The organism is Congregibacter variabilis, assembly GCF_045689235.1.
GTDB lineage: Bacteria > Pseudomonadota > Gammaproteobacteria > Pseudomonadales > Halieaceae > Congregibacter > Congregibacter variabilis.
The window spans coordinates 688,337-712,826 of sequence record NZ_CP136864.1; the positions used below are offsets into that span (position 1 = coordinate 688,337).

Here is a 24,490-nt window from a genome sequence, read left to right on the forward strand (position 1 = left end):
AAAGCCTACACCCCTAACGTTACCGGGTTGGTGCGAAGTCTACCGTCTTTTTGCTATCCGGCATACACCCCATCCCGATCATTAGGCCATGTACATACCACCGTTAATGTGAATTGTTTCGCCCGTAATATACGCTGCCGCGTCGCTGCACAAAAATGCAACAAGGGCACCGATTTCTTTTGCTTCCCCCAAACGTGCCAGAGGAATCTGAGACAACATTGCAGAACGTTGATCGTCGCTAAGCGCCGCCGTCATATCGGTGTCGATAAAACCCGGCGCAACCGCGTTGACCGTGATGTTTCGTGCACCTATTTCTCTCGCCAGTGCCCGGGAAAACCCTTCTGCACCAGCTTTACTCGCTGCGTAGTTGCTCTGGCCGGCGTTCCCCATAGAGCCTACTACCGAAGTGATATTCACAATACGGCCCCAGCGCGCCTTGGTCATCCCACGCAGGGCCGCTTTTGATGTTTTAAACAGCGCAGTGAGATTTGTATCTAACACTCCCTGCCACTCATCATCTTTCATGCGCAAAAGAATATTGTCGCGGGTGATCCCTGCATTGTTGACGAGGATCAGCGGCGCGCCGAAACGCTCGTTGATCGTCGCAAGGACCGAGGCAACGCTCTCGGGATCTGCAACGTCCAGGCACAGGCCGGCTCCGCCGTTGCCACTTAGGCGATCATCAATCGCCTGCGCCCCGTTTTCAGTGGTGGCAGTGCCGATGACCGTGTGTCCATTGGCCGCCAAAGCGTCAGCGATAGCCTGCCCGATACCACGGCTTGCCCCGGTCACCAAGGCGACCCGGGATCCAGTATCCTGCGTATCTTCTGTCATCGTTCTATCCCTTTTATTTTTTTACTGCTTAATCGCTCAGCGAATTCACAGCAGCGTGGAGATCCTCGGGCTTTTCAAGGTAAGCACAGGAAACGCCCTTATCAATACGCCGTAGCAGTCCACCCAGGACGTTGCCAGCACCGCACTCAAGAAATTGCGCTGCACCCATGTTCTGCAGCTTAGCAACGCAGTCGGTCCAGCGCACCGCCGAGGATATCTGCTGTACCAGTAGCTCTCGAATTTTCTCCGGATCCTGCTCTGTTTGCGCATGCACGTTGTGAACGACGGGAATCTCCGGCGTCGAGATCTCAATGTCTGCGAGCACTCGGGCAAGTTTCTCTCCCGCGGGCAGCATCAATGAAGTGTGGAACGGTGCGCTTACCGCCAGCGGCATGGCACGCTTGGCGCCGGCGTCTTTCAATGCCGTAATCGCCGCATCCACGGCTGCGCAATTACCGGCAATCACGACCTGCCCGGGTGCATTAAAGTTCACAGCTTCAACGACACCCTCGTGAGCGGCAGACACCTGTTCGCAGATCTGTGTTACCGCATCATCGTCAAGGCCCAGCACCGCCGCCATGGAACCGACGCCCACAGGCACAGCTGTTTGCATGAAACGCCCACGCTCGCGAACCAGGGTAATCGCATCACTAAGACTTAAGGCGCCTGCACAACACAAGGCGGAAAACTCACCAAGACTGTGCCCGGCCATCGCCGCAGGCTTTACGCCACCGCGAGCAAGCCAGGCACGCCAGAGTGCAACGGAGGATGCCAACAGGGCCGGCTGGGTGTATTCGGTCAGATTGAGCTGCTCGGGGTCGCCTTCGAGCACTAAAGCCAACAGGTCAAAACCCAGAGCTTCGGAGGACTCGTCAAAAACCGCAGCCACTTCGGGAAACTCGGTCGCAGCTTCAGCGAGCATGCCAACGCGTTGGCTACCCTGCCCGGGAAACAAAAAAGCGAGATCTTGACGCATACACTAACTCCTATCAGCTCTGGGAGGCCTGACTCTTAGGTGTAACGATTACACGCAAGAGCGCATAGTGTTCATGAAAACGGGTATAGCAACGAACTGCGGCACCGCGATCAAGCAACAGACTGCATTTACAGACCGTTGCTTATTCGAAGGTGCCGCTGGTTACCTACCTGACCGCCCCATGCTTTCACATTGAGCGGGAGGATTTAATCGTCGGTACCGGTATCAACCACTTTCTTACCACGGTAGAAACCGTCCGCAGTAATATGGTGACGTCGGTGCGTCTCGCCCGTGGTCTGATCCACGTTCAATGTGGGTCCACTCAAGGAATCATGCGAACGACGCATACCGCGTCGCGAGCGGGTCTTTTTGCTCTTCTGAACAGCCATGGGCTACTTCTCCTTCGTATCGCCGCTATCTAAGAGCGCCGACAAAACACTAAAAGGATTCTCCGACGCTTGGTCAGTAGAATCCCGTTCTTCATTATCTGATCGATCAAGTCGACCACTCTTCGGTGGCTCGCATTCGCCCTCTGGGTGATAAGCCACCACGGGCAATGCGAGCGCCAATTCCTCTCCGGCCAGCTCCCATAGATCCACCTCGTCCACCGCTATCAACGGTTCGAGGTCTGCAGGTAACTGTTGCGCCTGTTCGTCACCCGGCACCAAACCAAGACGGCTTGACGCTCTAAGTTCACAGTGCACTGGCTGCAAACAGCGCTGGCATTCCAACACAACTCGCGCTCCCATCTCCACAGCGGCGAATTGCTGGCCTTCCTCGTTCGAGCCAAACTCCACGTCGACATCAACAAACGGCTTGGCTGGATCCAGCAGCGCCGCAAACTGCGGCAATTGCTCGGATCCAAGACAGCCAGAATACTTCGCACACCGAGTCACGGCTTTGCGTATATTGACGCGGTTCGGGAGGGGGGCTGCCGACATGGCGGCGCACTATAGTGATCACCCCCCCACTTGTCAAAAAAATCTTTACAATCCCGAACGTTAGCTTAAGCATAGTCCGATGACTGATCTTTCGCACCACACACTAATTCTGGCTTCGACATCGCCTTACCGACGGCGCCTTCTCGAACGGCTGGAGATTGCCTTTAGCTGTATAGCACCCGAGACCGACGAAACACCGCTACCTGGAGAGGCTCCTGATGCCCTTGCCCGGCGCCTTGGCGACGCCAAAGCCCTGGCTGTATCCGCGCAGTTCCCTGACTCGTATGTCCTTGGGAGTGATCAGGTTGCCTCTCTATCGTCTGCGATTCTTGGCAAACCAGGCAGCATTGTAAAGGCCGAGGAGCAGCTTCGACGCTGCAGCGGCCAGTCCGTGAGGTTTTTTACAGCCGTTAGCCTGGCCCACCAGGGCGTCACTATCGCTTCGCGCTGCGTTGTTACCAGGGTGAGGTTCAGGACTTTGAGTGACGCTGAAGTTGCAGACTATGTGCGCCGGGAGGAGCCCCTGGACTGTGCTGGGAGTTTTCGCTGGGAGGGACTGGGCATATGCCTGTTCACCGCACTTGAGAGCGATGACCCCACGGCACTGGAGGGGCTCCCTCTGATTGCCACCTGCGATATGCTGAAGTCAACTAACATAAATATCTTAAAAACAACTATTTAGCGCATCTTTTTAATACGCTAGTTAGCTCTTCGCCGAGCGGTGCCTGAAGCTCATAACGCTGCTCGTTAAGCGTAAATGACAGCGATTCAGCATGCAGGAATAAGCGCTTCAGCTGCAGCTTACGGGCGTAAGCCTCGCTACCGGGACTTTGATACTTCCCATCTCCCAACAGCGTATGCCCCGCATGCAGTGCATGGACTCTAATCTGATGCGTGCGACCTGTCAGCGGCCTTGCTTCAACCAGCGTTACCTGGGCAAAGCTCTCCCGGATCCTGAACTCCGTGGTCGATGGCTTACCATCTTTAGCCACTTTCACCATTCGCTCCCCTGATTTGCGTTCGAAGCGCTTTAGCGGAGCCTCTACAACGCGTAAGTGCCGCGGCCATGCGCCTTCTGCAAGCGCCAGGTAGCGCTTGTCGATCTTGCCCTGAGCACGTAATTGCTCGTGCAGCGCTCGCAGCGCCGCAGGTTTCTTGGCAATGAGGACCAGACCGGAGGTCTCACGATCGAGGCGATGTACCAACTCAAGAAATCGCGCCTCTGGCCGCATGCTGCGGAGTGTTTCAATCAGGCCAAACTGCAGCCCGCTACCTCCGTGCACAGCGATACCTGAAGGCTTGTCGATTGCTAACAACTGATCATCTTCAAACACTACGCTAGCCGCCAGACGCTCCTGCCACCCCGGGGGCGCTGCGCCCGGTTCTCGAGCCGGGGGGGCGCTCAGCGGAGGTAACCGCACTGTATCGCCCAAGATCAGGCGTTGATCAGGCTTGGCCCTCCCCTTATTCACCCTGATCTCGCCCTTGCGCATTGCCCGGTACAAACGCGTCTTGGGAACCCCCGGGCACTCTCGCAGAATGAAGTTATCCAGGCGCTGGCCATCGCCACGCTCATCAACGGTGAGGAAGCGCACACCGCTCACAGCGAGTACCAGAATTTGTCTGAGAGCCAAGGCAGCATAGGGTTGTTGGTCGTCCTTCTTTTATTTGAGCAGAGTCACGCTAGCTGCTAGTATGCCGCGCTGGCGAATGAATTGACGCATAAATCTCGCCTCGGCGCACTACTACTCTATTCAGTAAGCAACCCGGGGTCGGCCAATTATGATCGATCAAGACTGAGCCCGGGACTTCCCCGCAGTTAGCAATGGGCAGTCAGCTAGAACAGTGAGTCTGAGACTTATCAGGCGTAACGCGACCAGGACAGCCATGAGAGTCCTTGGTCGAAAGCATACGATGCTAGGCGAGTTTGTGGAAAAACCCGGCTCGCGCTATTGGAATATTGGAAGAACACAGAGTTACAGAACACGTTTTTTGATCAGTTCGCACACCACAGAACAAGTTCTGAGTCAGGCGCCGTAACATCGGCAAGACCTACAACTTGCTCCATGAGACGCACAGCAGTGACCGGCACCTATGTGATGAGCGCAGTATTGGCCCATAGGTACGGGAGTTAACACTCCAGGGCCCTGCTAAAGAACTGAAAAAAAGCACCCGATCGCAACACCAACAAACAGGGTTGCCGGGGCAAGACCAGAATTAGCGATGAGCGACGGTACGTAGTCTGCTCAGAGATAACAACTAGTGCAGCGAGACCGCCGCGATTAAGTGGAACGGGTTTACTGCAGCGCACTAAGTTTTCGTGGATTTGCGTTTTCGCGATGTCACGAATGATGAATGTGTGCACTGGCGTGCGCCGGCTAAACCCCACGAGAGGTTTAGTTACACATGAAGAAAATGCTAATCAATGCTACGCATGCAGAAGAAATGCGCGTAGCACTTGTCGATGGTCAGAAGCTCTACGACCTGGATATCGAAAACAGAACACGCCTGCAAAAGAAAGCCAACATCTACGTTGGTAAAATCACCCGGGTAGAACCCAGCCTCGAAGCCGCCTTTGTGGACTTCGGTGCTGAGCGTCACGGATTTTTATCGGTTAAAGAAATCGCCCGGGAATATTTCTATCGCGACCCCAAAGACATCGACGGGAAATTCTCCATCCGAGATGTTGTAAAAGAAGGCACACGCCTGATCGTTCAGGTAGACAAGGAAGAGCGTGGGAACAAGGGGGCTGCGCTAACTACATTCATCAGCCTTCCCGGTCGCTACATGGTCCTGATGCCAAACAATCCCCGGGCTGGAGGAATCTCTCGCCGCATAGAGGGTGATGATCGAGCAGAGCTTCGCGAAGCGCTCAGCGCACTGGATATTCCCGATGGTATGGGCGTCATCATTCGCACCGCCGGTGTGGGTCGATCTGCCGAAGAACTCCAGTGGGACCTGAACTATCTGCTGCAGCTTTGGGAAGCCGTGAGCAAGGCGGGCGAAGAGAATCGCTCCCCCGTGCTGTTGTATCAAGAGAGCAACGTCCTTATCCGTGCGGTGCGAGACTATCTGCGCGACGACGTTGATCAGGTGCTTATCGACTCTCCAGACGCCTTTAAGCAGGCTATGGACTTTGTCAGCATGGTCATGCCCAAGTACGAGCAACGCATCAAGCTCTACGAAGACAACATCCCCCTCTTCAACCGATTTCAAATCGAAAGCCAGATAGAGTCTGCGTTCCAGCGCGAAGTGCGCTTACCCTCCGGTGGATCGATTGTTATCGACCCCACGGAAGCGCTGGTGTCCATTGACATCAACTCCGCGCGGGCAACCAAGGGCGTCAACATCGAAGAAACTGCCCTGCAGACTAACCTTGAAGCGGCTGACGAAGTGGCGCGACAGCTTCGATTGCGCGATATGGGCGGACTGATTGTTATCGATTTTATCGACATGCTTGCTGCTCGTAATCAGCGTGCCGTTGAGACCCGCATGCGCGACGCCCTGGCCATCGATAGAGCCAGAGTGCAGGTGGGCCGAATTTCGCGCTTTGGTCTTCTGGAAATGTCACGCCAGCGTTTGCGTCCGTCTCTGGGTGAGACCAGTGCCATTGTTTGCCCACGTTGCACAGGTCAAGGCACTATTCGTGATACCAAGTCGCTCTCGCTTTCTATTCTGCGCCTGCTTGAGGAGGAAGCCATCAAGGAGCGTACCGCTGAAGTACGCGCGATTGTGCCAGTAGATGTGGCGGCTTATCTGCTAAACGAAAAACGTGTTGCTCTGAGCGAGATCGAAAGCCTCACTCGCGTGCGGGTACTTGTCATACCCAATCCAAATCTGGAGACACCGCACTTTGAAGTAACGCGCTTGCGGGATGATGAAGTTGATGGCGATCAAGAGACTAGCTACAAAGTCGAGATAGCTGTCCCCGATGCTGACAGCATTTCGGATGCCCATGATCACAGCCTGCCAAGTCAGGAGGCGGTAGTGCAAAGAATCGCCCCTACTGCCGCTCCCGCACCCGCGGAAGCAGCACCAGTTACTGAACCTGAGGCAGCAACCGTCGCCGCCACTGCAACTGCCGTTGCAGCCACCGCAGCGGTTGCAGCAAAGCCTGGATTGGCACAACGTTTATGGGTCAGTTTTTTTGGCGACCCCAACGCTAGTGAAGCGTCCGCGGAAGTTGCCTCCGATGAATCCGCAAAGACCACAAGTCCCGATGGAGCCAGCTCTGACAGCAAGGCCTCGGATGAGGATCGTCCCAAGCGAACCCGCGGTCGCCGACGTCGCGGCGGACAAGGCCGCAATCAGAATCGCGCTGTCGACGATGGCGAGCAAATCACCGAGTCAACTGCCGCGGATGCTGATGCAGAAGTAGAAGCAGAAGCAGAAACAGCGGTTAGCGACGCCGACGGTGAGGCCAGCCAACGGTCCGAAGACGACAAACCTCGTCGCCGCCGTCGTCGGTCTCGCGGTGGACGTCGCCCAGGTGCAGAGGACCAGGAATCATCGGCGGAAACAAACGACGCTGATGCCCTGGACTCTGATGACGCAGTAGTTGAAGTTGCACAGGATAGGGATGATGGTAGCGAGGCAGAAAACAAGCCCCGCAAGCGTCCCAGCGGTCAGCGTCGCGGTGAACCCCGTCGTCGCCGTCGTCCAGCGGCTGTAGCTACAGATGCAGATGCAGATGCAGCGCCAGAAACGCAAGCGACGACTGCAGAGACAGACTCACCATCTACGGATGGCCCAAGCGAACAAGTCGTAGTGGCTGAGGTTAGTGAGCCGCACGTAGAGACACCCCAATCACCGGAAGCCGAAGCAGCTCCCGCGGTCGTTCCAGTATCCGATGAAGTGTTAGCAGCAGAGCCCGTTCCAAGCGAGCTGGCAAACCTCACTGAGGAACCAGCGAGCACTCCGGAAGCTGAAGAGCCAACAGCCAGCAGCAGTATCGAAGCTGCCATGGGCCTGGCTGCACAATCGCCTGTACAGGAAGCGCCGGAGCCAGAAACTCGGGGTAACGAGGCTCACGACGTGGATAAGTCCGCAGAGGCTTCGGATGCCGCTGCGCCAGCAATCACGGCAGAGGCAGCTCCTGAAGTTGAATCACCAGACACAGCTCCCGTGACTTCGCTACAAGTTGAAGCGGAAGCAGCCAACGCATCTGGCACTGGCTTAACTGAGCAGGGACGCGCGGTGAATGATCCTCGTGTTGCCCCGGCTCCGATTCAGGAATTGAAAATTGAGACCGGGCAAATGGTGCTGTTCTCTGAGACCCCCGCCCCCGCTGTCGAGGCACCGGATCGGCAAGTCCCCAGAGCCAGCAACGATCCTCGGGGTTCCAAGACTGCCAGCAGCGCAGAAGGTTAGAAGAACCTGCCCCGGTTAACGTTGCCGGGTTTAGCTCTCAATGTAACGCCGAGTCCTTAACAAAGGGCCCGGCGTTTTTTTATGGTGCTTCGAAAACCACCTTGCCATCCATGATGGTCATAAGCACTTTGGTCTTGTGAATCGCATAGGGGCTCAGCTTAAAAAGGTCTTGATCTAAAATCACCATATCAGCCTGCTTGCCGGGCGTAATCGAGCCAATCTCGTTCTCCAGACCCAATTGATAGGCTGCGTCAATGGTATAGCCGCGGATAGCCTGCTCGAGAGTTATGCGTTCATTAACCGGTGGCTGCACAATATAGTCTTCGTCGCCCGGTGGCTGACGCGTAAGCCCCATCTCGATATTGAACACCGGATTCATTCCATCAAGGCCGATCCAACTCGCCGGAAAGTCGCTACCCAGTGTCACTCTCCCCCCAGCAGCAGCGATGGAGTTCAAGGGATACATCTGGGCAAGCCGTTCTTCGCCCAGATAAGCCAACACGATGTCGTCATAGGCATACCAGGTGGGCGTTGACTGGACCATGACATCCAACTCGCCAAAGCGCGGCACGTCCGCGGGGTTGACCAACTGAGCATGGCAAATGGTAAATCGGCTGGTGCTATCTGGTTGTTGGGCCCGGGCATACTCCACAAGGTCAAGGGCCATTCGAACAGCGCCATCACCTATGGCGTGCAGATGGATATCGATTTTCTTTTCGGCAGCAGCGGCCACCACCGTCTTGGTCTTTTCCAAAGAAACCAAAGGCTCTGCCCGGTGCCCCGGTGGCTGTAGATAGGGATCAATGGTGTAAGCGGTTTGCGCCTCGACTGTTCCGTCCAGCGATATCTTTAAGACCTCGACATCGAAGAACTCATGCTCATGCGCCCGGGACAGTCTGTCCAAATCCTCAAGCGCCGTGGCGAGCCCCCGGTCGCTGTTCACGTAATGCGAGCCTACAATGCGCAAGGGCAGATCGCCCTGCGCTGCTCTTTCTCCCATAAAGCGAAACAAGCTGCCATCGCCCTCGATCATTCCAGCGTCAAAGGCTGCAGTGATCCCCATAGAAGACATACTTGCAAGAAACATGTCTGCAGCTTTATCAAGAAGTTTCGTATCGATGACGCCGAGCTCTTCTGCCACCCATCCAAAAGCCTCTCCCTCAATCAGCCAACCGGTGGGACTGCCATCGGGATATCGACGATAAAAATGCGCACCGGGCTTGGGGTCTTTGGTGTCTGCGGTAAGACCAACCATTTCCATGGCGAGCGTATTAATCCAGGCTGAGTGAAAGCCCTCATCAAAAACAATCGCCGGACGATCCGCTACGACGCTATCGAGCATTTTGGCCGTGGGACCTTCGGGACCAAAGGCCGCACCCAAGAAGCCAACGCCCACCAGCGGACTTTGATCAGGGTTGTCTGTGGCGTGCCGGGCGATCGCTGCAAGAGCCTCATCAGCGCTCATTGCAGGCGAAAGCGTGGCGGCAAAAAGGTAAGGCAATGTTGAGCCCACATGAATATGTCCGTCGATAAAACCCGGCAAAAGCAGATTCCCCGAAAGCTCATGACGCTGGGTTTTTGAACCAATAAACGCCTCAACGCCTGCGTCGCTTCCGACGTAAACGATCGTATCCCCTCGGACAGCCACCGCCTCGGCCCACGGAGCAGTCTCATCAAGGGTGTACACCTTGCCTCCGGTAAACACCTGGTCAGCCGGATCTTCCTGCGCGATGCTTTGCGTGGCGCATAAAAACACCAGAAATAATGAACCCAGACGAGAATAAATACGCATCAATGACACTCCCAATCTAAAAGAGGTTTCGCACAGTAAACATTCGTCAGAGCTGACTCACACTGCGCCAGTCGGTACTATGGCGGCAGAACCTTTGTCCCACAAGCCTAGTCCAAGCAGGTCACTGAGTTCCACCGCCCGTCCCGTGTCAACAAGAAGGAAGCGCAATGGCGCAGCACAGCGCTGACCAGGCCAACTGGTTACGAGCCACCCTAAGAGAAGGTTTTGATCGTCTCCAACGCGGCGATAAAGCTGGCGCAGCTAACTGCTGCCGCCAGGTTCTTGAGCGCAAACCAGATCTTGCCGAAGGCCATTTCCTGGTGGGCATGATTGCTCTTAATGCCGATGACTCCAGAACGGCAATCCAGGGTTTTGGTTCTGTCACCAAGCTCCAGCCTGATCACAGCGGTGCCTGGGCGCAGCTGGCGCGACTGTTTATGCGCCGCGGCCAGGTCAATCGCGCCGAGGATGCTTTGGTGAAGGCTGTGGCTCACGCCGACGACAACCCTATGGTGCAAGACACGATTGCCACTGTGTACACCTTGCTGGGAAATGCTGAGGCTGCCTCGCGGTGGCAGGAAAAAGCGCTGGCAAGGCAGCCAAAGAACATTGGCTTTCTCATCAATCGGGCAAACAACCAAATGTTTATGGGTGACTTTAAGGGAGCACGGTCACATCTCGAGGCTGCGATAGCTCTTAATCCTCACCATGCCAACACGCATTGGTTGATTTCGAGCCTCGAGAAAGTGGTAGACCGAAAGCATATTGACGAAATGACCGCGATACTTGCGGATAAGAACCTCAAGGACCAGGAGCTCGCCTATTTGTCCTATGCCCTGGGTAAAGAGCTAGAGGACCTCAAAGACTGGCCCAACGCCTTCGAAGCGTTTGCACGAGGGGCCGCAGCTCGACGCCGAACGATGCAGTACGACGAGACCGCGGAGGTTGCTTTCTTCAAGATGCTCTCGGACACCTACACAAGGGAGTGGCTGCAGACGCGTGCGCCAGGCAACGAGAGTAATGCACCCATTTTTATCGTGGGGCAGCCGCGAACCGGCACAACATTGATTGAACGAATTATCAGTAGTCATAGTGCCGTGCATTCGGCTGGGGAATTACGTCAGTTCGAAGGCGCCTGCCGACGCCTACTGGGTGCAACAGGCGACGGGAGTACAGAAGCAGTTTTTCGCTCGGCTGCAGACCTGGACCCAAAACAGCTGGGCAACGCTTACATGACGCTTACACAGCCGATGCAAGGCCAGCAGGAGCGGTTTGTCGACAAGCTACCGATGAACTTCCGACTTGTACCGCTGATCCTCGCTGCACTCCCCAATGCAAAAATCATCCACGTTCGTCGCAGCCCCATGGATGCCTGCTTTGCCAGCTTTAAGCAATTGTTTGCCGACGCTTACCCGCATTCTTACGAACAAACCGAAATGGCCCGCCACCACGCCCGCTATTACGAGCTTATGCAGAACTGGAGAGAACGTTTTGGTGAGCGCTTTGCCGAAGTGGATTATGAAAAAGTGGCGGCTGACCCCGAGCCTCACGCCCGCAGCCTCATAAACTTTCTGGACCTTCCCTGGGAAGACCAGTGCCTGAACTTTTATCAGCAAGAGGGCGCGGTAACTACCGCCAGCGTCGTTCAGGTTCGAGAAGCAGCGCACACTCGCTCAGTGGGCCGCTGGCGACGCTACGAGGCGCAGCTTGAGCCTATGCGAACATCCCTCCAGAGTCTCAATATCCCCCTGGAGCACTAACAACCTACCCTAACTGGGTGGTTTTTTGCGCCGCTGGTGCTTGTCTGTTTCTGTGTAGTTTCGTAGTCTAGAGCTAATATCGACGGTGCGTTCTCGCTTGAGCTGATGAGCAAGCAATGATGGTGGAGACGCTTGAAGTCAGCGTAATGCTGATTCAACAAGATCGATTGTGATACGCCCGTGACAAGAAAGGCCCAGCTTTGCATCAGTAACTGATGTGAACAGGAGTTAAATGAAGGACTCGTTGACCGAGTGCAGACTGTAACTTCGAGGCCTTAACAAATGGCTTTGCCATCACGCAAAAAAAAGGGGTCACCATGAACAAAGTCACACCCACTCCCTCGCGGCTTTCCAAGCCATTCACGCCAAGCACCTCCAAACGTCGTCTTGCGCTGGCTGTATCAGCAGCGTTGGCTGCGGGGACTGTGCATGCACAGCAGTTAGAAGAAGTCATCGTGACGGCAACCAAGCGTGCCGAGTCAGTGATGGATGTGCCTCTGTCGGTGCAGGCTCTGTCAGGAGATTTTCTGCGTAAAATTAATACCGATGACATCAAGGACCTGGCCAACTTCACCCCGGGAGTCAGCGGCAACTCCAAAGACAGCTTCCTAGACACCATTGCCGTGCGTGGCATCACCACGAACGATTTCGGTAACGGCGGAGACCCCTCTCTGGGCGTTTACAAGAATGGCTTTTATCAAGGGCGAAACGGCGCTGCCGTGACCAGTGTGTTCGACCTAGAGCGCTCAGAAATTCTCCGGGGGCCTCAGGGCTTCCTGTTTGGGCGTAACTCCATCGCCGGAGCGATGAATATCATCAGCCGACGTCCCACCCAGGGAGAGTCAGACAGCTACGTCGATGTGCGTGTTGGAGAGCGCGGCATCTTTCGAATCGAGGGTGGCACAAACTTCGATGTGAGCGACTCAATCACGGTACGCATTGCCGGTCTGCACTCTCAGGAAGATGGTTATTCGACGAACGAAATCACGGGTGAAGATTTCATCCAGCACGAAAAGTCGGCGTTGCGCTTCACAGGAAGCTACGATGCGGGCGGCGCACTGACGGCAAACCTGTTTGTAGAATGGGAGGACCGGGATCAATCAGGCACTATTTATCGCGCCACTGGAGATGGGCCGGCTTTTGCGACACTTGAAAGCATTTATGGCGACATCCCCCTCCCCTCAGATCCCAGGAACGTCCGCATTGACGGCCCCCGCAACGGTCTGTTCGATGGCGGTGAGGTTTTTCAGGTCGGCTTTGAATTGAACTACGATTTGGGCTGGGCAACCTTGACCTCGCTGACTGGCTACAAAGAACATGATTACGGCTACACCGAAGATTTCGACGCAACCACTATCACGATCTTCAACTATGAGCAGTTTCAGGAAGGCGAATATTTTGAGCAGGAACTCCGTCTAACCTCAGACAACGAAGGCATGTTCAATTGGTATGCCGGTGTTTCCTATTACCAGGAAGATATCGAAACCGAGTTTCTGGGCCAACAGGACGAGGATCTCTACTGTAATGTTTACTGGGGTGACAACTGCCAGGGCGTCTTCGACTTTTACAATACCTATTATGATGGCGCGTACGCCTACGTGCTCTACGATTATTGGGGCACTTACGATTGGACGCCCAGCGGTAACGACGGTCTGATTGATGACTGGAATCGCACCATCGGTGATTACAGCGGCTGGGCCGCCTATGTGGATTTGCAGTTCCAGTTAACCGAGCAACTCGATGCCAGCTTTGGTGTGCGCTACAACGACGATGAAAAGACTATGTCGCAGGAAGTGCTTACCGACAGGAACCAGAGCCTACTGGGCCAGGTGGTGCAGACTGGATTTACCACCCCAGAAGGTCCTGTGTCGGATACGCAAAGCTGGGATGAATTTACCTGGCGAGGCGTCGTGAACTGGCGCCCTATGGACGACACGCTTTTCTACGCCAGCGTCACTACAGGCTATAAACAAGGTGGATTTAACAGTTTCTCTGTAGATCCCGGCGGCCCCTTCAGTGGTGTCGAGGCTGTGCAAGGCGTCCATCGCCCCTCCTCCTTTGACTCGGAAACCGTCATCTCCTACGAGGTTGGCTACAAAGCGACGCATTTGGATGGGCGAAGCCAAGTGGCTGCTTCGCTGTACATGTACGAATACGAGGACCTGCAGGCGACTTGTGGCGTCCCCGGCACACCAGTGGTTATTGTGTGTAATACCGGTCAGGTAGATGGCACGGGCTTTGAAGGTACGTGGAACTTCGCTATCAACAGCATTTTGAGCTTTGGCCTGGGAATGTCCTGGTTCGATAGCGAGGCGACGGGTATCCAGGACTTCTGTGGTGGTGGTGACGTGCTTCTTGGCGATGCTAACGCCTGCGAGGGATCACCAATCCCCTACATCCCCGAGTGGACCGCCTTTGGCACCCTGGATGCAGTCATGCCCCTGGGAAGTGGTGAACTCTTTGGCAACCTGTCAGCTAGCTGGGAAGACGACTCTCCCACTGACTGGGAACCGTTCAATCCTATTACTGTGGCCGCAGGGCAACGTTCTATCGGTAGCTTCACCGAAGTCCAGGGTCTGGGTGGGTATCGCTCCGACACCGGTTGGGCCTTGGCGCTCTACGTCGAGAACCTCTTAGACGATGAGTACTTTGATCAGGGCGTGGGCATCACGCTGCCAGGTTCACCCTACGTACAGTTTGGATTTGGCCCCAGCCGGCCCCGCACTGTAGGTATGCGCTTTACCTGGAACCTATAACGGCCAAAGTGCCTTCCCGGTTAAAGATCAGCCGCCGAGACTTTCTCGGTGGCATTGCCCTCGGCACGACTGCGGGGGCATTGACTCCGCTTGAGCTTCTCGCTCAGCAAGGTAACTCAAGCTCCTATCCTCCGGCTCTCACTGGCATGCGCGGCAGTCAACCGGGCTCCTTTGATGTAGCCCACGCCATGGCCTGGGGCGGCAAAAAGTTTGCGGTCCCCAAGGAACAAACTGACAGCGACTACGATCTCGTTGTGGTTGGCGCTGGTATTTCTGGTCTCGCAGCCGCCTTTTACTGGCAACAACACAACGGTCCGGACAGCCGTATATTGATCCTCGATAATCATGACGATTTTGGCGGTCACGCCAGGCGCAACGAATTCACGGTGGATGGTAAAGGGCTAATCGGCTACGGAGGCAGTCAATCCATAGACACGCCCGGAAGCTTCTCACCTGCCGCTCAACAGCTGCTTCGAGATGTCGGTGTGTTTACCGAAAGGTTCTACGACTACTTCGATCAGGACTTCTTTTCACGACATAAACTTGGTCGGGGTAGCTACTTTCCAAAAGAGGTCTATGGACAGGATCGAACCCTCCCCGGTATAAGAAGCTGGCGAGGCGCTGGTGATGCCCCCCTTAGTGAAGAGGACGTCAAGGATTACCCGATTCCTCCGGCGGCGCGGAGCGCTCTACTGAATTTGATGAATAGCACGACAAACTACGCGGCGCATATTGCAGCTGAAGATCGTGCCGAGTGGCTTCAAAAGCAAAGTTACCGTGACTTTTTAATCAAGACTGTAGGGGTCCCTGAGGATGTGTATTACCTCTTTCGAGACGGTGCCCGAGGCTGGTGGGGTGCTGGCTGCGATGCAATTTCGGCCCTCGCGGCGGCCAGCATGGGTATGCCCGGAACACTCCATCTTGATCTCCCTGAGGACGCATCAGATGAGCCTGCGCGCGATGAACCGTATATTTTCCACTTTCCCGATGGTAACGCAGGTGTTGCAAGAGCCATTCTTCGTAAGTTGATTCCTGCGGCTGTGCCCGGGTCAACCATGGAAGATCTTGTGCGGGCCGACACGGACTATACAAAGCTTGATATGAGTAGAAGCCCCTGTCGCCTGCGTCTGGATAGCACCGCCGTCGATGTGCGCCATAGCAGTGATGAGTCCATGGTGAACGTCAGCTACGTTCGCGACGGTAAGACCTATCGCGTTCGCAGCAAGCATGCAGTTCTGGCGTGCTACAACGCCATCATTCCGCATATCTGCCCGGAGCTTCCCGAGGATCAGCGCGACGCGATCAATTACGCCACCAAAGTGCCGCTCATCTATGTCAGCGTGGCCATGCGCAACTGGCAGCCCTTTGCAGATCTGGGCATGCACAGTATTAACGTCATGCAAACCGACTTTATGCATTCTTTTGGCATGGACTTTCCCGTGAGCATGGGCGGCGTGCACTACCCCCAGAGTCCAGACCAGCCCATGATCGTTCATGGAAGCGTGGTGCCTTGTGCGCCGGACCAGGGATTGAGCGCGCGGGAACAACATGTGATTGGGCGGCGCTTTATTTACGACATGAGTTGGAACGATATGGAGGGACGGATCATCGGGCAACTTGGCGGAGCGCTGCGCAGCACCGATTTTGATCCCCAGCGTGATATCGCAGCTATTACTGCTAACCGTTGGCCGCATGGCTACGCCTACGAATACAACGATTATTCTGATCCGGCTGATTGGGGACCCAACAAAGGCCCGCACATACTCGGCGCACGACAGATGGGACGTATATCGATCGCCAACTCAGACGCCTCTGCCTACGCGTTTGTTAATGGAGCCATCGATGCGGCTCATCGCGCCACCCGCGAACAGATAGCCTAGACCATGGACGCCAGCAATTCCGGAGCGCTAAGCCTGCTTCCAACCGCCCTTGTTTTCGCGCTTGCCGTTTGGACCCGGCGCCCCATCGAGTCGCTATTGTGCGGCTCTCTGCTGGGCTTGGTGATGCTGTTTGGCAGTGGCTTTGTTACCGGCATGGCCGAAGCGTCGGTGGCTGTCCTTACTGACCCTGACGTCGCCTGGGTGATACTTGTGTGTGGTCTTATGGGCGGCTTGATCGCGCTACTTATGCGCAGCGGCGGGACCAGCGCATTCACACATTTTCTGGGTGATCGCGTCGCCAATCCTCGCCGGGCATTGTTGGCGACCTGGATCATGGGTATCGCCATGTTCGTCGACGACTATCTCAACTCACTCGCTGTGGGCGCAGCAATGCGCGATATCACCGATAAGTTCCGAATTTCACGGGAGAAGCTCGCCTATGTAGTGGACTCTACGGCAGCACCCATCAGTGTGATCATTCCCTACTCTACCTGGGGAGCCTTCTTCGCCGGATTGATTGTAGCCAACGGATTGGCCGAAGACGGACAAGGGCTCCAGGTTTACATCAGTGCGATTCCCTACATGTTTTACGCGTGGGCCGCCGTACTCATTGTGCCTCTGGTCATCGCGGGCTGGATCCCGTCACTTGGCAGTATGCGTGCAGCGGACGAGCGCGCACTTAGAACGGGGGTTACCGTGCCTCCAGAAGCTGCGCACATCGAAGCGGCTAATCGCTCCATTGAACCCAAAGAAGGTGTAAAACCGCGTCTGTGGTTGTTTGTGGCACCTATGGTCCTGCTTGTGGCCGCTACCATAGCCTCGGGGAACGACTTTCTTGTGGGGATCTACATCGCTCTGGGAGCGACTACGGTGGTGATCCTGGCGCTGCGTATTCTGGACCTACACGATACTTTCGACACTGTACTTGATGGCTTTAAAACCATGATTGAGCCGCTGGCAGTGCTGGTCGCTGCCTTCATCCTCAAAGAGGTCAACGATGATCTCGGCCTCGCCACTTATGTCGTTGCAAATCTTGAGCCCCTATTGAGCGCAGAGCTGCTGCCTTTTGCGATTTTTATTGCCATGGGTCTGGTGTCTTTTCTAACGGGCTCGAACTGGGGCGTGTTTGTCATCATTTTGCCTATTGTTGCTGCTTTGGGACAAAATCTGAACGCCGACATGACCTTATTAATCGGCGCCACGCTATCTGCGAGCACCTTTGGCAGTCACGCGTGCTTCTATTCCGACGCGACTGTTCTGACGGCTCAGGCGACGGGCTGCACACCCATGCAGCATGCACTCACACAATTACCCTACGCGCTTATTGCCGCTGCGATTGCCGGAGCAGGCTATCTAGCGGTGGGGTACCTTGTTTGACTGACGCTACTCACGAAGCGCCAGGCGCTTTATCACTCAACTGGAGTAATACAATGAATCTATTTCCCTCGAAGAAAATCGCCGCTATAAGCCTGCTCGCGAGTCTAATGGCCGCTCCCCTGCAGTCAGTGTCCGCTCAGGATGTTGTGCATCCAGCTGAAATGAGCACTGCCGATATCGCCGGTGCCATCTTTGATCGGCCGGATACTCTTGTAAAAGGTGAGGGAGCCGACACGGTAAAGGACATCACCTCTCTGATGTCGTCCGACGGCCGCTTTGCCAGCGGCATGTATCTGGCGGGAAAATCCCGCTGGGTTATCGAAGAGCCCTACGGTGTGGATGAATTCATGTATTTCTTGGAAGGTGGCGTGACACTCACTTCCAGCGATGGCTCGGTAACGACAATCACTGCTGGCGAAGCGGTCACCATCCCTAAGGAATGGACAGGGATCTGGGAGACCGAAGGCTACAAGAAGATATGGGTTATCTACTCGGATGATGGCTCTGCTTTCGAGTGATTCGAAGCCCGCAAACGTAAAAAACCCCTGCTGAGGCATTGAAGGTGAAGACTACCGTTGCCTCGCTGCGATCAGTAGGTATAATCCCGTCCTCTGGCTGCACGGCCAGAATCCGGTGGGCTGGCTGAGTGGTCGAAAGCGGCGGTCTTGAAAACCGTTGAAGGTTTATCCCTTCCTAAGGTTCGAATCCTTAGCCCACCGCCACACAATGCAAAAGGGCTGCCCGCAAGGCAGCCCTTTTTTGTTGCAGCGCGCCCAACGCTAATAAGCGCAGCGTCAGGAGATCAAAAGTGCTATTACGACGCCTTACGCAATCAACGTTAAAACATGACTGGATGAGTTCAACTATCGAATTCATTCTACTCGTAGTAGGTATTTTTCTTGGCTTTCAGTTTGATCGCTGGAACGAAGGACGCCTGCAACAGCAAGAGGCTAACGAGTACAGCATTCAATTGCTGGACGATATGTCCATTGAGTTACAGGACATAGAAATGCAAATGAACTATCACGAGCAGGTACTAGCCTTCGGGATGACGGCACTCACCGCGTGGCAAGAGGCGCAGGACGTTTCTGCCGAAGAGTTGGTCATCGCGTTCTACCAGGCATCGAATGTTACGCCGCGGGCCTCCGTGCGCGGTAGCTACGACGCGCTCTCCTCCAAGGGTTTAATGGGCCTGGTGGGCGGTCCAGAGTTCGGATCAAAAGTATCGGCCTATTACTCACAGGATCTCAATTCGCTCGTTGCCGACGTTCCCTATCGTATGGAAGTGCGAGGGGTGCTACCCAATAGCGTACAGCAAGCTGTGCGCGCGAACTGCTCACGGCTGGTAGGAAGCGGGCTTCTGGTTGAAGAGCTGAGCGATGATTGCACTATCGATATATCGGCAGAAGAGGCTGAAAAAGTTCTCAGTGAACTAAGGACGCACCCCAGACTGCAGTTTTATCTACGCCAATCGATATCAAAAGACTCTGTGGGCAGATACGTTCTTGAAAGCAAGCGCGAGTCTCTGGAACTGCTACGCGCTGAGTTACAGACTATTCACGACGCTCGCCGCTGAAACAGACGCGCTTTGGGTGCAATAACGCTCGGGGAGCGCGTCGCCGAGCCTAAAACGCGCCCGCCGGCCCGGGGAACACCACGGGAGTTTCGCTGCCATCGGTGGCAACAGCAGACACACCAAAGAAGTAATTGTCGATCACCAGATTGGTGAATTCCCATTCGCCAACATTGCCGACAAAGCGGGAGTGGGTCCACTGCGGCGCTGTGGTTTTTCTCCACCATACACGGTAACCCGCCAGGTTTTTCCGGGCCTTTTCGTCACCACCCGGTGACCAGCTGAGTGTTGCGGACGCGCGCACTGCTCCTGATGCTTTTACCTCTCTGGGGAACGGCGGAGCTCCAGCAATCCCTGCCATGGTGATGGCATTGAGCGCGGTGAGTTTTGCAGCGTAGGGCGCATTGACGCCATCCAGGGTATCGCCATATTCGCGCCCGTCTTCTACCCTCAGATCCTGATGCTGTCGATCATAATGCTCATGGGTCTCCATGATGCGGACGCCCGGAATGCCCACGGCATTAAAAGGTCGGTGATGCCCCCCACGCCCAAAGCGATCCAGACGGTAAACCATCTCGACGTTTAGATTAGTCATGTAGCGGTCTGCCATGGCATCGATATAGCGAGCCAGATTCCGCGAGGGACTATCGACTTCCCCGCCGGTGAATCGCCGGGCGCGGGCTTCTTCATCGGTCTCCACCGCGCGCGTGCCTTCAGAAAACACTCGCGCGACACTATTATCGATCACGCCATCAATGCCGGAAATGTTGGAGATCATATCGTTGTTGAGCACTGCTTTTATCTGCCAGCCTTGCTTCAAGGCATGTGCGGCCACAATACGGCCACCGATCAGTCCCTGCTCTTCACCCGCCAACGCGGCATAGACGATGCTTCCATCGAACTTGTACTGACTGAGCACTCGCGCCGCCTCCAGTACTCCGGCAACCCCCGAGGCATTGTCATTGGCCCCCGGGCTGTCCGAACTGGCGTTCATAACATCTGACACACGGCTGTCGATGTCGCCCGACATAAGCACCATGCGATCAGGGTCCAGGTCGCCTCTTTGAATTGCCAGCACCGATACTATCTCTACAGGATCGGGAACCCGACGCTCCCCTTCTATGGTCTCGCCAATGTACATAAGCTCGAGACAGCCACCGCAATTTTTAGAGATTTGCTCAAACTCGGCAAAAATCCAGCGCCGGGCAGCGCCAATACCGCGACCGTCGCTCGAAGCATCAGATGCCGTGTGTCTTGTTCCAAAGTTAACCAAGGTCTCTATGTCGCTCATCACCCGCTCTGGGGACGGCGCCGTGGCAATATCATAAAGATCCATTACCTCACCCGGCGGGGCCGTTTGGGCATGCGCCGCAAAGGAGGACAAGCAAAGAAGACCGCCCAGCGCCGCTGCCAAAGCTTGTTTGCCAGTTGTTCTAGAGAAACGCAGGGTTAAGCTTGGAGTATTGATCAAAGCTGATCTCCGAAGGTTGTGGGTTATTGGCTAAAGGTTGTATCGAGAAAGTTAGTAAAAGAAGCCCATGATTGCTGATCAGCTTTCTCTCTATACCGGGGACTGCCAAACACACTGAAGGCGTGTGGTGCGCCGCTGTAGGTAGTCATTTCGTGAGGAACGCCAGCAGCTTCCAGTTGCTCAGCCAACGAAGCGAAGTCAGACATAGTCACCGCGGTATCTGCGCTACCGTGATACACCATCACCGGCGCCTGCGTCTTGGCAAAACTCTGCCCCTCGGGTGTCGTCAAACCTCCGTGAAAACTCGCAAATCCCTTGAGAGGCTCACCGGATCTCGCCAACTCAAGGACCGCCGTGCCGCCGAAGCAGTAACCCACGACAACAGCCTCGGATATATCCGCCCCGCTATCGCTAGCTGCCGCCAAAGCGCCGCGCATGAGCGAGCGCATTTTCTCTCGATCCTGATAAAGCTCACCGGTAAGTGCGACTTTATCCTTTGTCTCGGTTGGACGAATGCCTGCGCCAAAGAGGTCGGCGGCAAAAACGCTGTAGCCCATCGCCGATAACATTTCAGCACGCTTTACTTCGTAATCCGTTAAACCATCCCAGTCATGAATGATGACGACCAAACCTCGGCTATCTGTCGCCGGCTCGAAATAGCCTTCGTAGCGCTTGCCTGCCACTTCGTATTCAACAGCTTCGCCAGCAAACGCAGTCTGCTGCGCTAGTGCGCCCAAGGCCAGCAAACCCAAACCCATGAATTTCATCGTATTCATCGCGTCTTTTCTCTCATGATTTGTTCAATCCTTTATGATCGACGTTTACGCACGCTGGAGGCAAGCGGTTTGACCACTCTCGATTGGTGGATTATTGGTGGATATCTATTCGCTATGCTTGTTCTCGCCGTTTACTTGGGCCGCCCCCAACAGACGGAACGGGAATACTATCTGGGTGGAGGATTGCCTGCGCCCGCTCTGGCCACATCGATCCTCGCAACGCAGTGTTCCACCAACAGCCTGCTTGGCGCGCCGGCCTTTGTGGGTTTTGCAGCTGGCGGTGGTCTGCTCTGGCTGCAATACGAGCTCGCCGTTCCCCTGGCAATGCTAGGCCTGGCATTCCTGTTTCCCGCCGTGCATCGCAGTGGTGTGATTTCGATCTACGCATTTTTGGAACAGCGTGTTGGGCGAGGCGCACGCCTGGCCGCCAGCGGCTGCTTTTTGTTTTTTCGTGGTGTTGCTACCGGCGTGACTGTTTATGGTGTTGCATCGGTATTGGCTCTAATCACCGGCATTGGCTATGTCCCGGCGGTTGCTTTGCTCATGGGCGTCACGGTGACTTACGACGTTATGGGTGGCATGCGAGCAGTTGTCGTCTCTGACGTGCTACAAATGTTGTTGCTGGTAAGCGCGGTTATACTGTCTTTATGCTGGCTGGCGCCGGATCTATGGTCGCATCTGGATGATTTATCCCAAAGAAGCCGGCCCTTAATGAACGACTGGGGCGTAAGCGGCACGAGCAACTACGGCTTTTGGCCCATGCTGTTTGGCGGGCTCTTCTTGTACATGGCGTACTACGGTTGCGACCAAAGCCAGGCCCAACGCCTACTGGCGGCAAGAAGCGATAAAGACCTTCACAAAATCCTCATGCTTAATGGCCTGATGCGCTTTCCGATCGTGCTTGCCTATTGCTTACTGGGCCTTGGTCTTGCCGCATATGCACTGGAGCGCCCAGAGTTCCTGAGTGATCTTCCGCTTACCGCATCAGGTGCACCGAACCTTAACCTTGTCTTCCCAGCCTTTGTATTGCGGGAGTTTGCGCCAGGTCTTGCGGGGCTTGCGATCGTCGGTCTGTTTGCGGCCGCCATGTCTTCTATCGATTCAGCCTTAAACAGTCTTTCGGCAAGCACATTAGAAGATTTCTTTCCCGCCCCTGACAGTGCCTCCCAACGGAGTCGCTTCGTGCAATCAAAACTCGTAACCCTTTGCTGGGGTGTGTTTACGGTGGGTTTTTCTTTTGGCGTTGAACATATCGCCAGCACACTCCTGGAATCCATCAATAAAGTCGGCTCCTTAGTCAATGGTCCGTTGCTGGGTTTGTTTACTATTGCGATCCTTCTCCCGGGCACGAGTTCTCGCAACGCAGTAGCGGCGTTCCTTTGCGGTGTCGTCGCCAACCTCTTACTGTGGCAGCTTGCCCCGAGCATCTCCTGGTTGTGGTGGAATCTGGCCGGATGCCTTGTGACGCTCGCCATGGCAGCTATGGGTAGCGGTCCATCGGCTTTGCCCCGGGCGCTCCAGACCCTCAGAGAGGCGAATCCGCCGCGCAGCACCCGCGCCGCGCTGTTGGCAGGATTTGCCGTAATAATGGCCCTGCTGCTGATAACACAGGGCTATATGTAATCTGTTCATTAACGGTTTGTTGCCCATCGATCTACCGCTATACTGCACTCTCGATAGGTCGTTGGCGTTCGAAGCGAATCTTTTGATTAAGTGTCGAATTATCAACACCTTGAGGTGTTTTATTGAACAAAATCAGATCTTTATTTAAGGAACTTTTAGATAAGATCCGACTCCAAATGTTTGATTGTTCACAACTGAGCTAAAAGCGAGGCAAGAAATAATGGCTAATCCAAGAGTGTATGACGTCGATGCCGCACTAGGTGCCGCGGTCAGCACCAACAAGGTCCTGAGAAATACCTACATGCTGCTGGGCATCACCCTTTTGTTCAGCGCAATTACCGCTGGCATCTCGATGGTTATGGGGCTTCCGCAGGGCGCAGCCTTGATTCTCAGTCTGGTGGGCTTTGGCCTTTTGTTTGTAGTTAACAAAACCGCAGACAGTTCAAAGGGACTGCTGGCGATCTTTGCCTTCACCGGTGTTATGGGCGCGGCGCTAGGTCCCATGCTCAACTTCTACCTGGCGATGCCCGGTGGCCCCGCTTTGGTATTGCAGGCGCTTGCCGGGACTGCCGTTGTGTTCTTCGGTTTGTCCGCCTACGCGCTGACAACCCGCAAGGACTTCTCTTTTATGGGCGGTTTTTTGATGGTTGGTCTGATCGTTGCGGTAGTCGCAATGATCGCCAACATCTTCCTTGCGATCCCCGCGCTGTCACTGACCATCTCTGCGGCTGTGATCATGATCATGTCAGGTTTGATCTTGTTTGATACAAGCAGAATCATCAACGGCGGAGAGACTAACTATATCCGCGCGACCGTGAGTCTGTACCTGAACATCTACAACCTGTTTATCCATATTCTGCATCTACTGACTGCCCTTTCCGGCGACGACTGATCAGCAATAGATAGACCCAAAGCCCCGACAATGTTCGGGGCTTTTTTATGGGCACATTGTTTATACCGCGGTTTATACTGCGTCTCTATGCGCTATACCCTTCTTGTTCTCAGTCCTCCCGACATTGGCCCAAGTGCGCGTCACGCTCTGGAGTTCGCCAAAGCCGTCTGCCAGGGCGGGCATGAAGTGGCCTGCGTGTTCTTTTATGACGCCGGCGTTCTTACCGCGCTGTCTCACTGCGAACCACCGGCTGACGAGGACGATCTTCGTAGTGGCTGGCAGAGCTTTGCCCAGAGCACGGGCACTCCATTGGTAGCCTGCGTTGCCTCCGCCGTTCGCTTTGGTCTTGGCGATGGTCAAACGCACACCGATCGCTGCCTCCCGGAATTCACCATTGCCGGTCTCGGAGCGCTCATTGAGTCTTCCAGTACGTCCCAGCGCTTTCTCACTTTTGCGGACTGAGCCTGCC

At 55.2% G+C, this 24,490-nt stretch carries 19 protein-coding genes and 1 tRNA gene; 12 read left to right on the plus strand and 8 right to left on the minus strand.

Going from position 1 to position 24,490, the window contains the following annotated elements:
- Nucleotides 1-81: 81 nt before the first annotated feature.
- The 4 genes from fabG to R0135_RS03135 form a co-directional block, all read right to left on the minus strand.
- On the minus strand, nucleotides 82-834 hold the full coding sequence (fabG, locus tag R0135_RS03120; protein WP_407348802.1) for a 3-oxoacyl-ACP reductase FabG: 753 nt from the start codon (nucleotides 832-834) through the stop codon (nucleotides 82-84).
- 28 nt (nucleotides 835-862) lie between these two features.
- Nucleotides 863-1,810, minus strand: a complete 948-nt coding sequence (gene fabD / locus R0135_RS03125; RefSeq protein WP_407348803.1) for an ACP S-malonyltransferase — start codon at nucleotides 1,808-1,810, stop codon at nucleotides 863-865.
- A gap of 206 nt (nucleotides 1,811-2,016) precedes the next feature.
- Nucleotides 2,017-2,199, minus strand: coding sequence for a 50S ribosomal protein L32 (gene rpmF / locus R0135_RS03130; RefSeq protein WP_407348804.1), 183 nt, complete (start codon nucleotides 2,197-2,199; stop codon nucleotides 2,017-2,019).
- A 3-nt stretch (nucleotides 2,200-2,202) separates the two neighbouring features.
- Nucleotides 2,203-2,751 carry a YceD family protein gene (locus R0135_RS03135; RefSeq protein WP_407348805.1) on the minus strand — a complete coding sequence of 183 codons (549 nt, stop codon included), beginning with the start codon at nucleotides 2,749-2,751 and terminating at the stop codon, nucleotides 2,203-2,205.
- 79 nt (nucleotides 2,752-2,830) lie between these two features.
- On the opposite strand from R0135_RS03135, the gene R0135_RS03140 reads away from it, so the two are divergent.
- Nucleotides 2,831-3,433, plus strand: a complete 603-nt coding sequence (locus R0135_RS03140; RefSeq protein ID WP_407348806.1) for a Maf family protein — start codon at nucleotides 2,831-2,833, stop codon at nucleotides 3,431-3,433.
- On the opposite strand, the gene R0135_RS03145 is transcribed toward R0135_RS03140, so the two are convergent.
- Entirely contained in the window at nucleotides 3,426-4,355 is a 930-nt protein-coding gene (locus R0135_RS03145; protein WP_407348807.1) for an RluA family pseudouridine synthase, read from the minus strand. The two genes, R0135_RS03140 and R0135_RS03145, sit on opposite strands and share 8 nt — an antisense overlap.
- 802 nt (nucleotides 4,356-5,157) lie before the next feature.
- Between R0135_RS03145 and rne the strand changes: the two genes are divergently transcribed.
- Complete coding sequence (rne, locus tag R0135_RS03150; protein WP_407348808.1) at nucleotides 5,158-8,121, plus strand: ribonuclease E; 2,964 nt, start codon at nucleotides 5,158-5,160, stop codon at nucleotides 8,119-8,121.
- 79 nt (nucleotides 8,122-8,200) lie between these two features.
- Here the strand turns inward: rne and R0135_RS03155 are convergent, their stop codons facing one another.
- Entirely contained in the window at nucleotides 8,201-9,913 is a 1,713-nt protein-coding gene (locus tag R0135_RS03155; RefSeq protein ID WP_407348809.1) for an amidohydrolase, read from the minus strand.
- 167 nt (nucleotides 9,914-10,080) lie between these two features.
- Between R0135_RS03155 and R0135_RS03160 the strand changes: the two genes are divergently transcribed.
- The 7 genes from R0135_RS03160 to R0135_RS03190 all read left to right on the plus strand — a co-directional run bounded on the left by R0135_RS03160 (nucleotide 10,081) and on the right by R0135_RS03190 (nucleotide 19,262).
- On the plus strand, nucleotides 10,081-11,673 hold the full coding sequence (locus R0135_RS03160) for a tetratricopeptide repeat-containing sulfotransferase family protein (RefSeq protein WP_407348810.1): 1,593 nt from the start codon (nucleotides 10,081-10,083) through the stop codon (nucleotides 11,671-11,673).
- Nucleotides 11,674-11,990: 317 nt separating this feature from the next.
- Nucleotides 11,991-14,429: a TonB-dependent receptor gene (locus R0135_RS03165; RefSeq protein ID WP_407348811.1), complete on the plus strand. Its 2,439-nt coding sequence runs from the start codon at nucleotides 11,991-11,993 to the stop codon at nucleotides 14,427-14,429.
- 8 nt (nucleotides 14,430-14,437) lie between these two features.
- Complete coding sequence (locus R0135_RS03170) at nucleotides 14,438-16,309, plus strand: NAD(P)-binding protein (RefSeq protein ID WP_407348812.1); 1,872 nt, start codon at nucleotides 14,438-14,440, stop codon at nucleotides 16,307-16,309.
- Between the two features lie 3 nt (nucleotides 16,310-16,312).
- On the plus strand, nucleotides 16,313-17,686 hold the full coding sequence (locus tag R0135_RS03175; protein ID WP_407348813.1) for a Na+/H+ antiporter NhaC family protein: 1,374 nt from the start codon (nucleotides 16,313-16,315) through the stop codon (nucleotides 17,684-17,686).
- Nucleotides 17,687-17,739: 53 nt separating this feature from the next.
- Nucleotides 17,740-18,204 (plus strand): cupin domain-containing protein, encoded by a 465-nt coding sequence (locus R0135_RS03180; RefSeq protein WP_407348814.1) that lies wholly within the window; start codon nucleotides 17,740-17,742, stop codon nucleotides 18,202-18,204.
- Between the two features lie 114 nt (nucleotides 18,205-18,318).
- Nucleotides 18,319-18,408: transfer RNA gene (locus R0135_RS03185), tRNA-Ser, on the plus strand.
- Nucleotides 18,409-18,539: 131 nt separating this feature from the next.
- Nucleotides 18,540-19,262, plus strand: a complete 723-nt coding sequence (locus tag R0135_RS03190) for a hypothetical protein (protein WP_407348815.1) — start codon at nucleotides 18,540-18,542, stop codon at nucleotides 19,260-19,262.
- Between the two features lie 49 nt (nucleotides 19,263-19,311).
- On the opposite strand, the gene R0135_RS03195 is transcribed toward R0135_RS03190, so the two are convergent.
- The gene (locus tag R0135_RS03195; RefSeq protein WP_407348816.1) at nucleotides 19,312-20,595 is read right to left on the minus strand and encodes a M28 family peptidase; all 1,284 of its coding nucleotides are present in this window, start codon (nucleotides 20,593-20,595) and stop codon (nucleotides 19,312-19,314) included.
- Nucleotides 20,596-20,753: 158 nt separating this feature from the next.
- Complete coding sequence (locus tag R0135_RS03200; protein ID WP_407348817.1) at nucleotides 20,754-21,506, minus strand: dienelactone hydrolase family protein; 753 nt, start codon at nucleotides 21,504-21,506, stop codon at nucleotides 20,754-20,756.
- 69 nt (nucleotides 21,507-21,575) lie between these two features.
- On the opposite strand from R0135_RS03200, the gene R0135_RS03205 reads away from it, so the two are divergent.
- From R0135_RS03205 to tusD, 3 genes are all read left to right on the plus strand, one after another.
- A complete protein-coding gene (locus R0135_RS03205; RefSeq protein WP_407348818.1) occupies nucleotides 21,576-23,129 on the plus strand; it encodes a sodium:solute symporter family transporter in 1,554 nt (517 codons plus the stop codon).
- Between the two features lie 220 nt (nucleotides 23,130-23,349).
- Complete coding sequence (locus tag R0135_RS03210) at nucleotides 23,350-24,021, plus strand: Bax inhibitor-1/YccA family protein (RefSeq protein WP_407348819.1); 672 nt, start codon at nucleotides 23,350-23,352, stop codon at nucleotides 24,019-24,021.
- A gap of 87 nt (nucleotides 24,022-24,108) precedes the next feature.
- The gene (tusD, locus tag R0135_RS03215) at nucleotides 24,109-24,483 is read left to right on the plus strand and encodes a sulfurtransferase complex subunit TusD (RefSeq protein WP_407348820.1); all 375 of its coding nucleotides are present in this window, start codon (nucleotides 24,109-24,111) and stop codon (nucleotides 24,481-24,483) included.
- The last annotated feature ends 7 nt before the right edge of the window (nucleotides 24,484-24,490 follow it).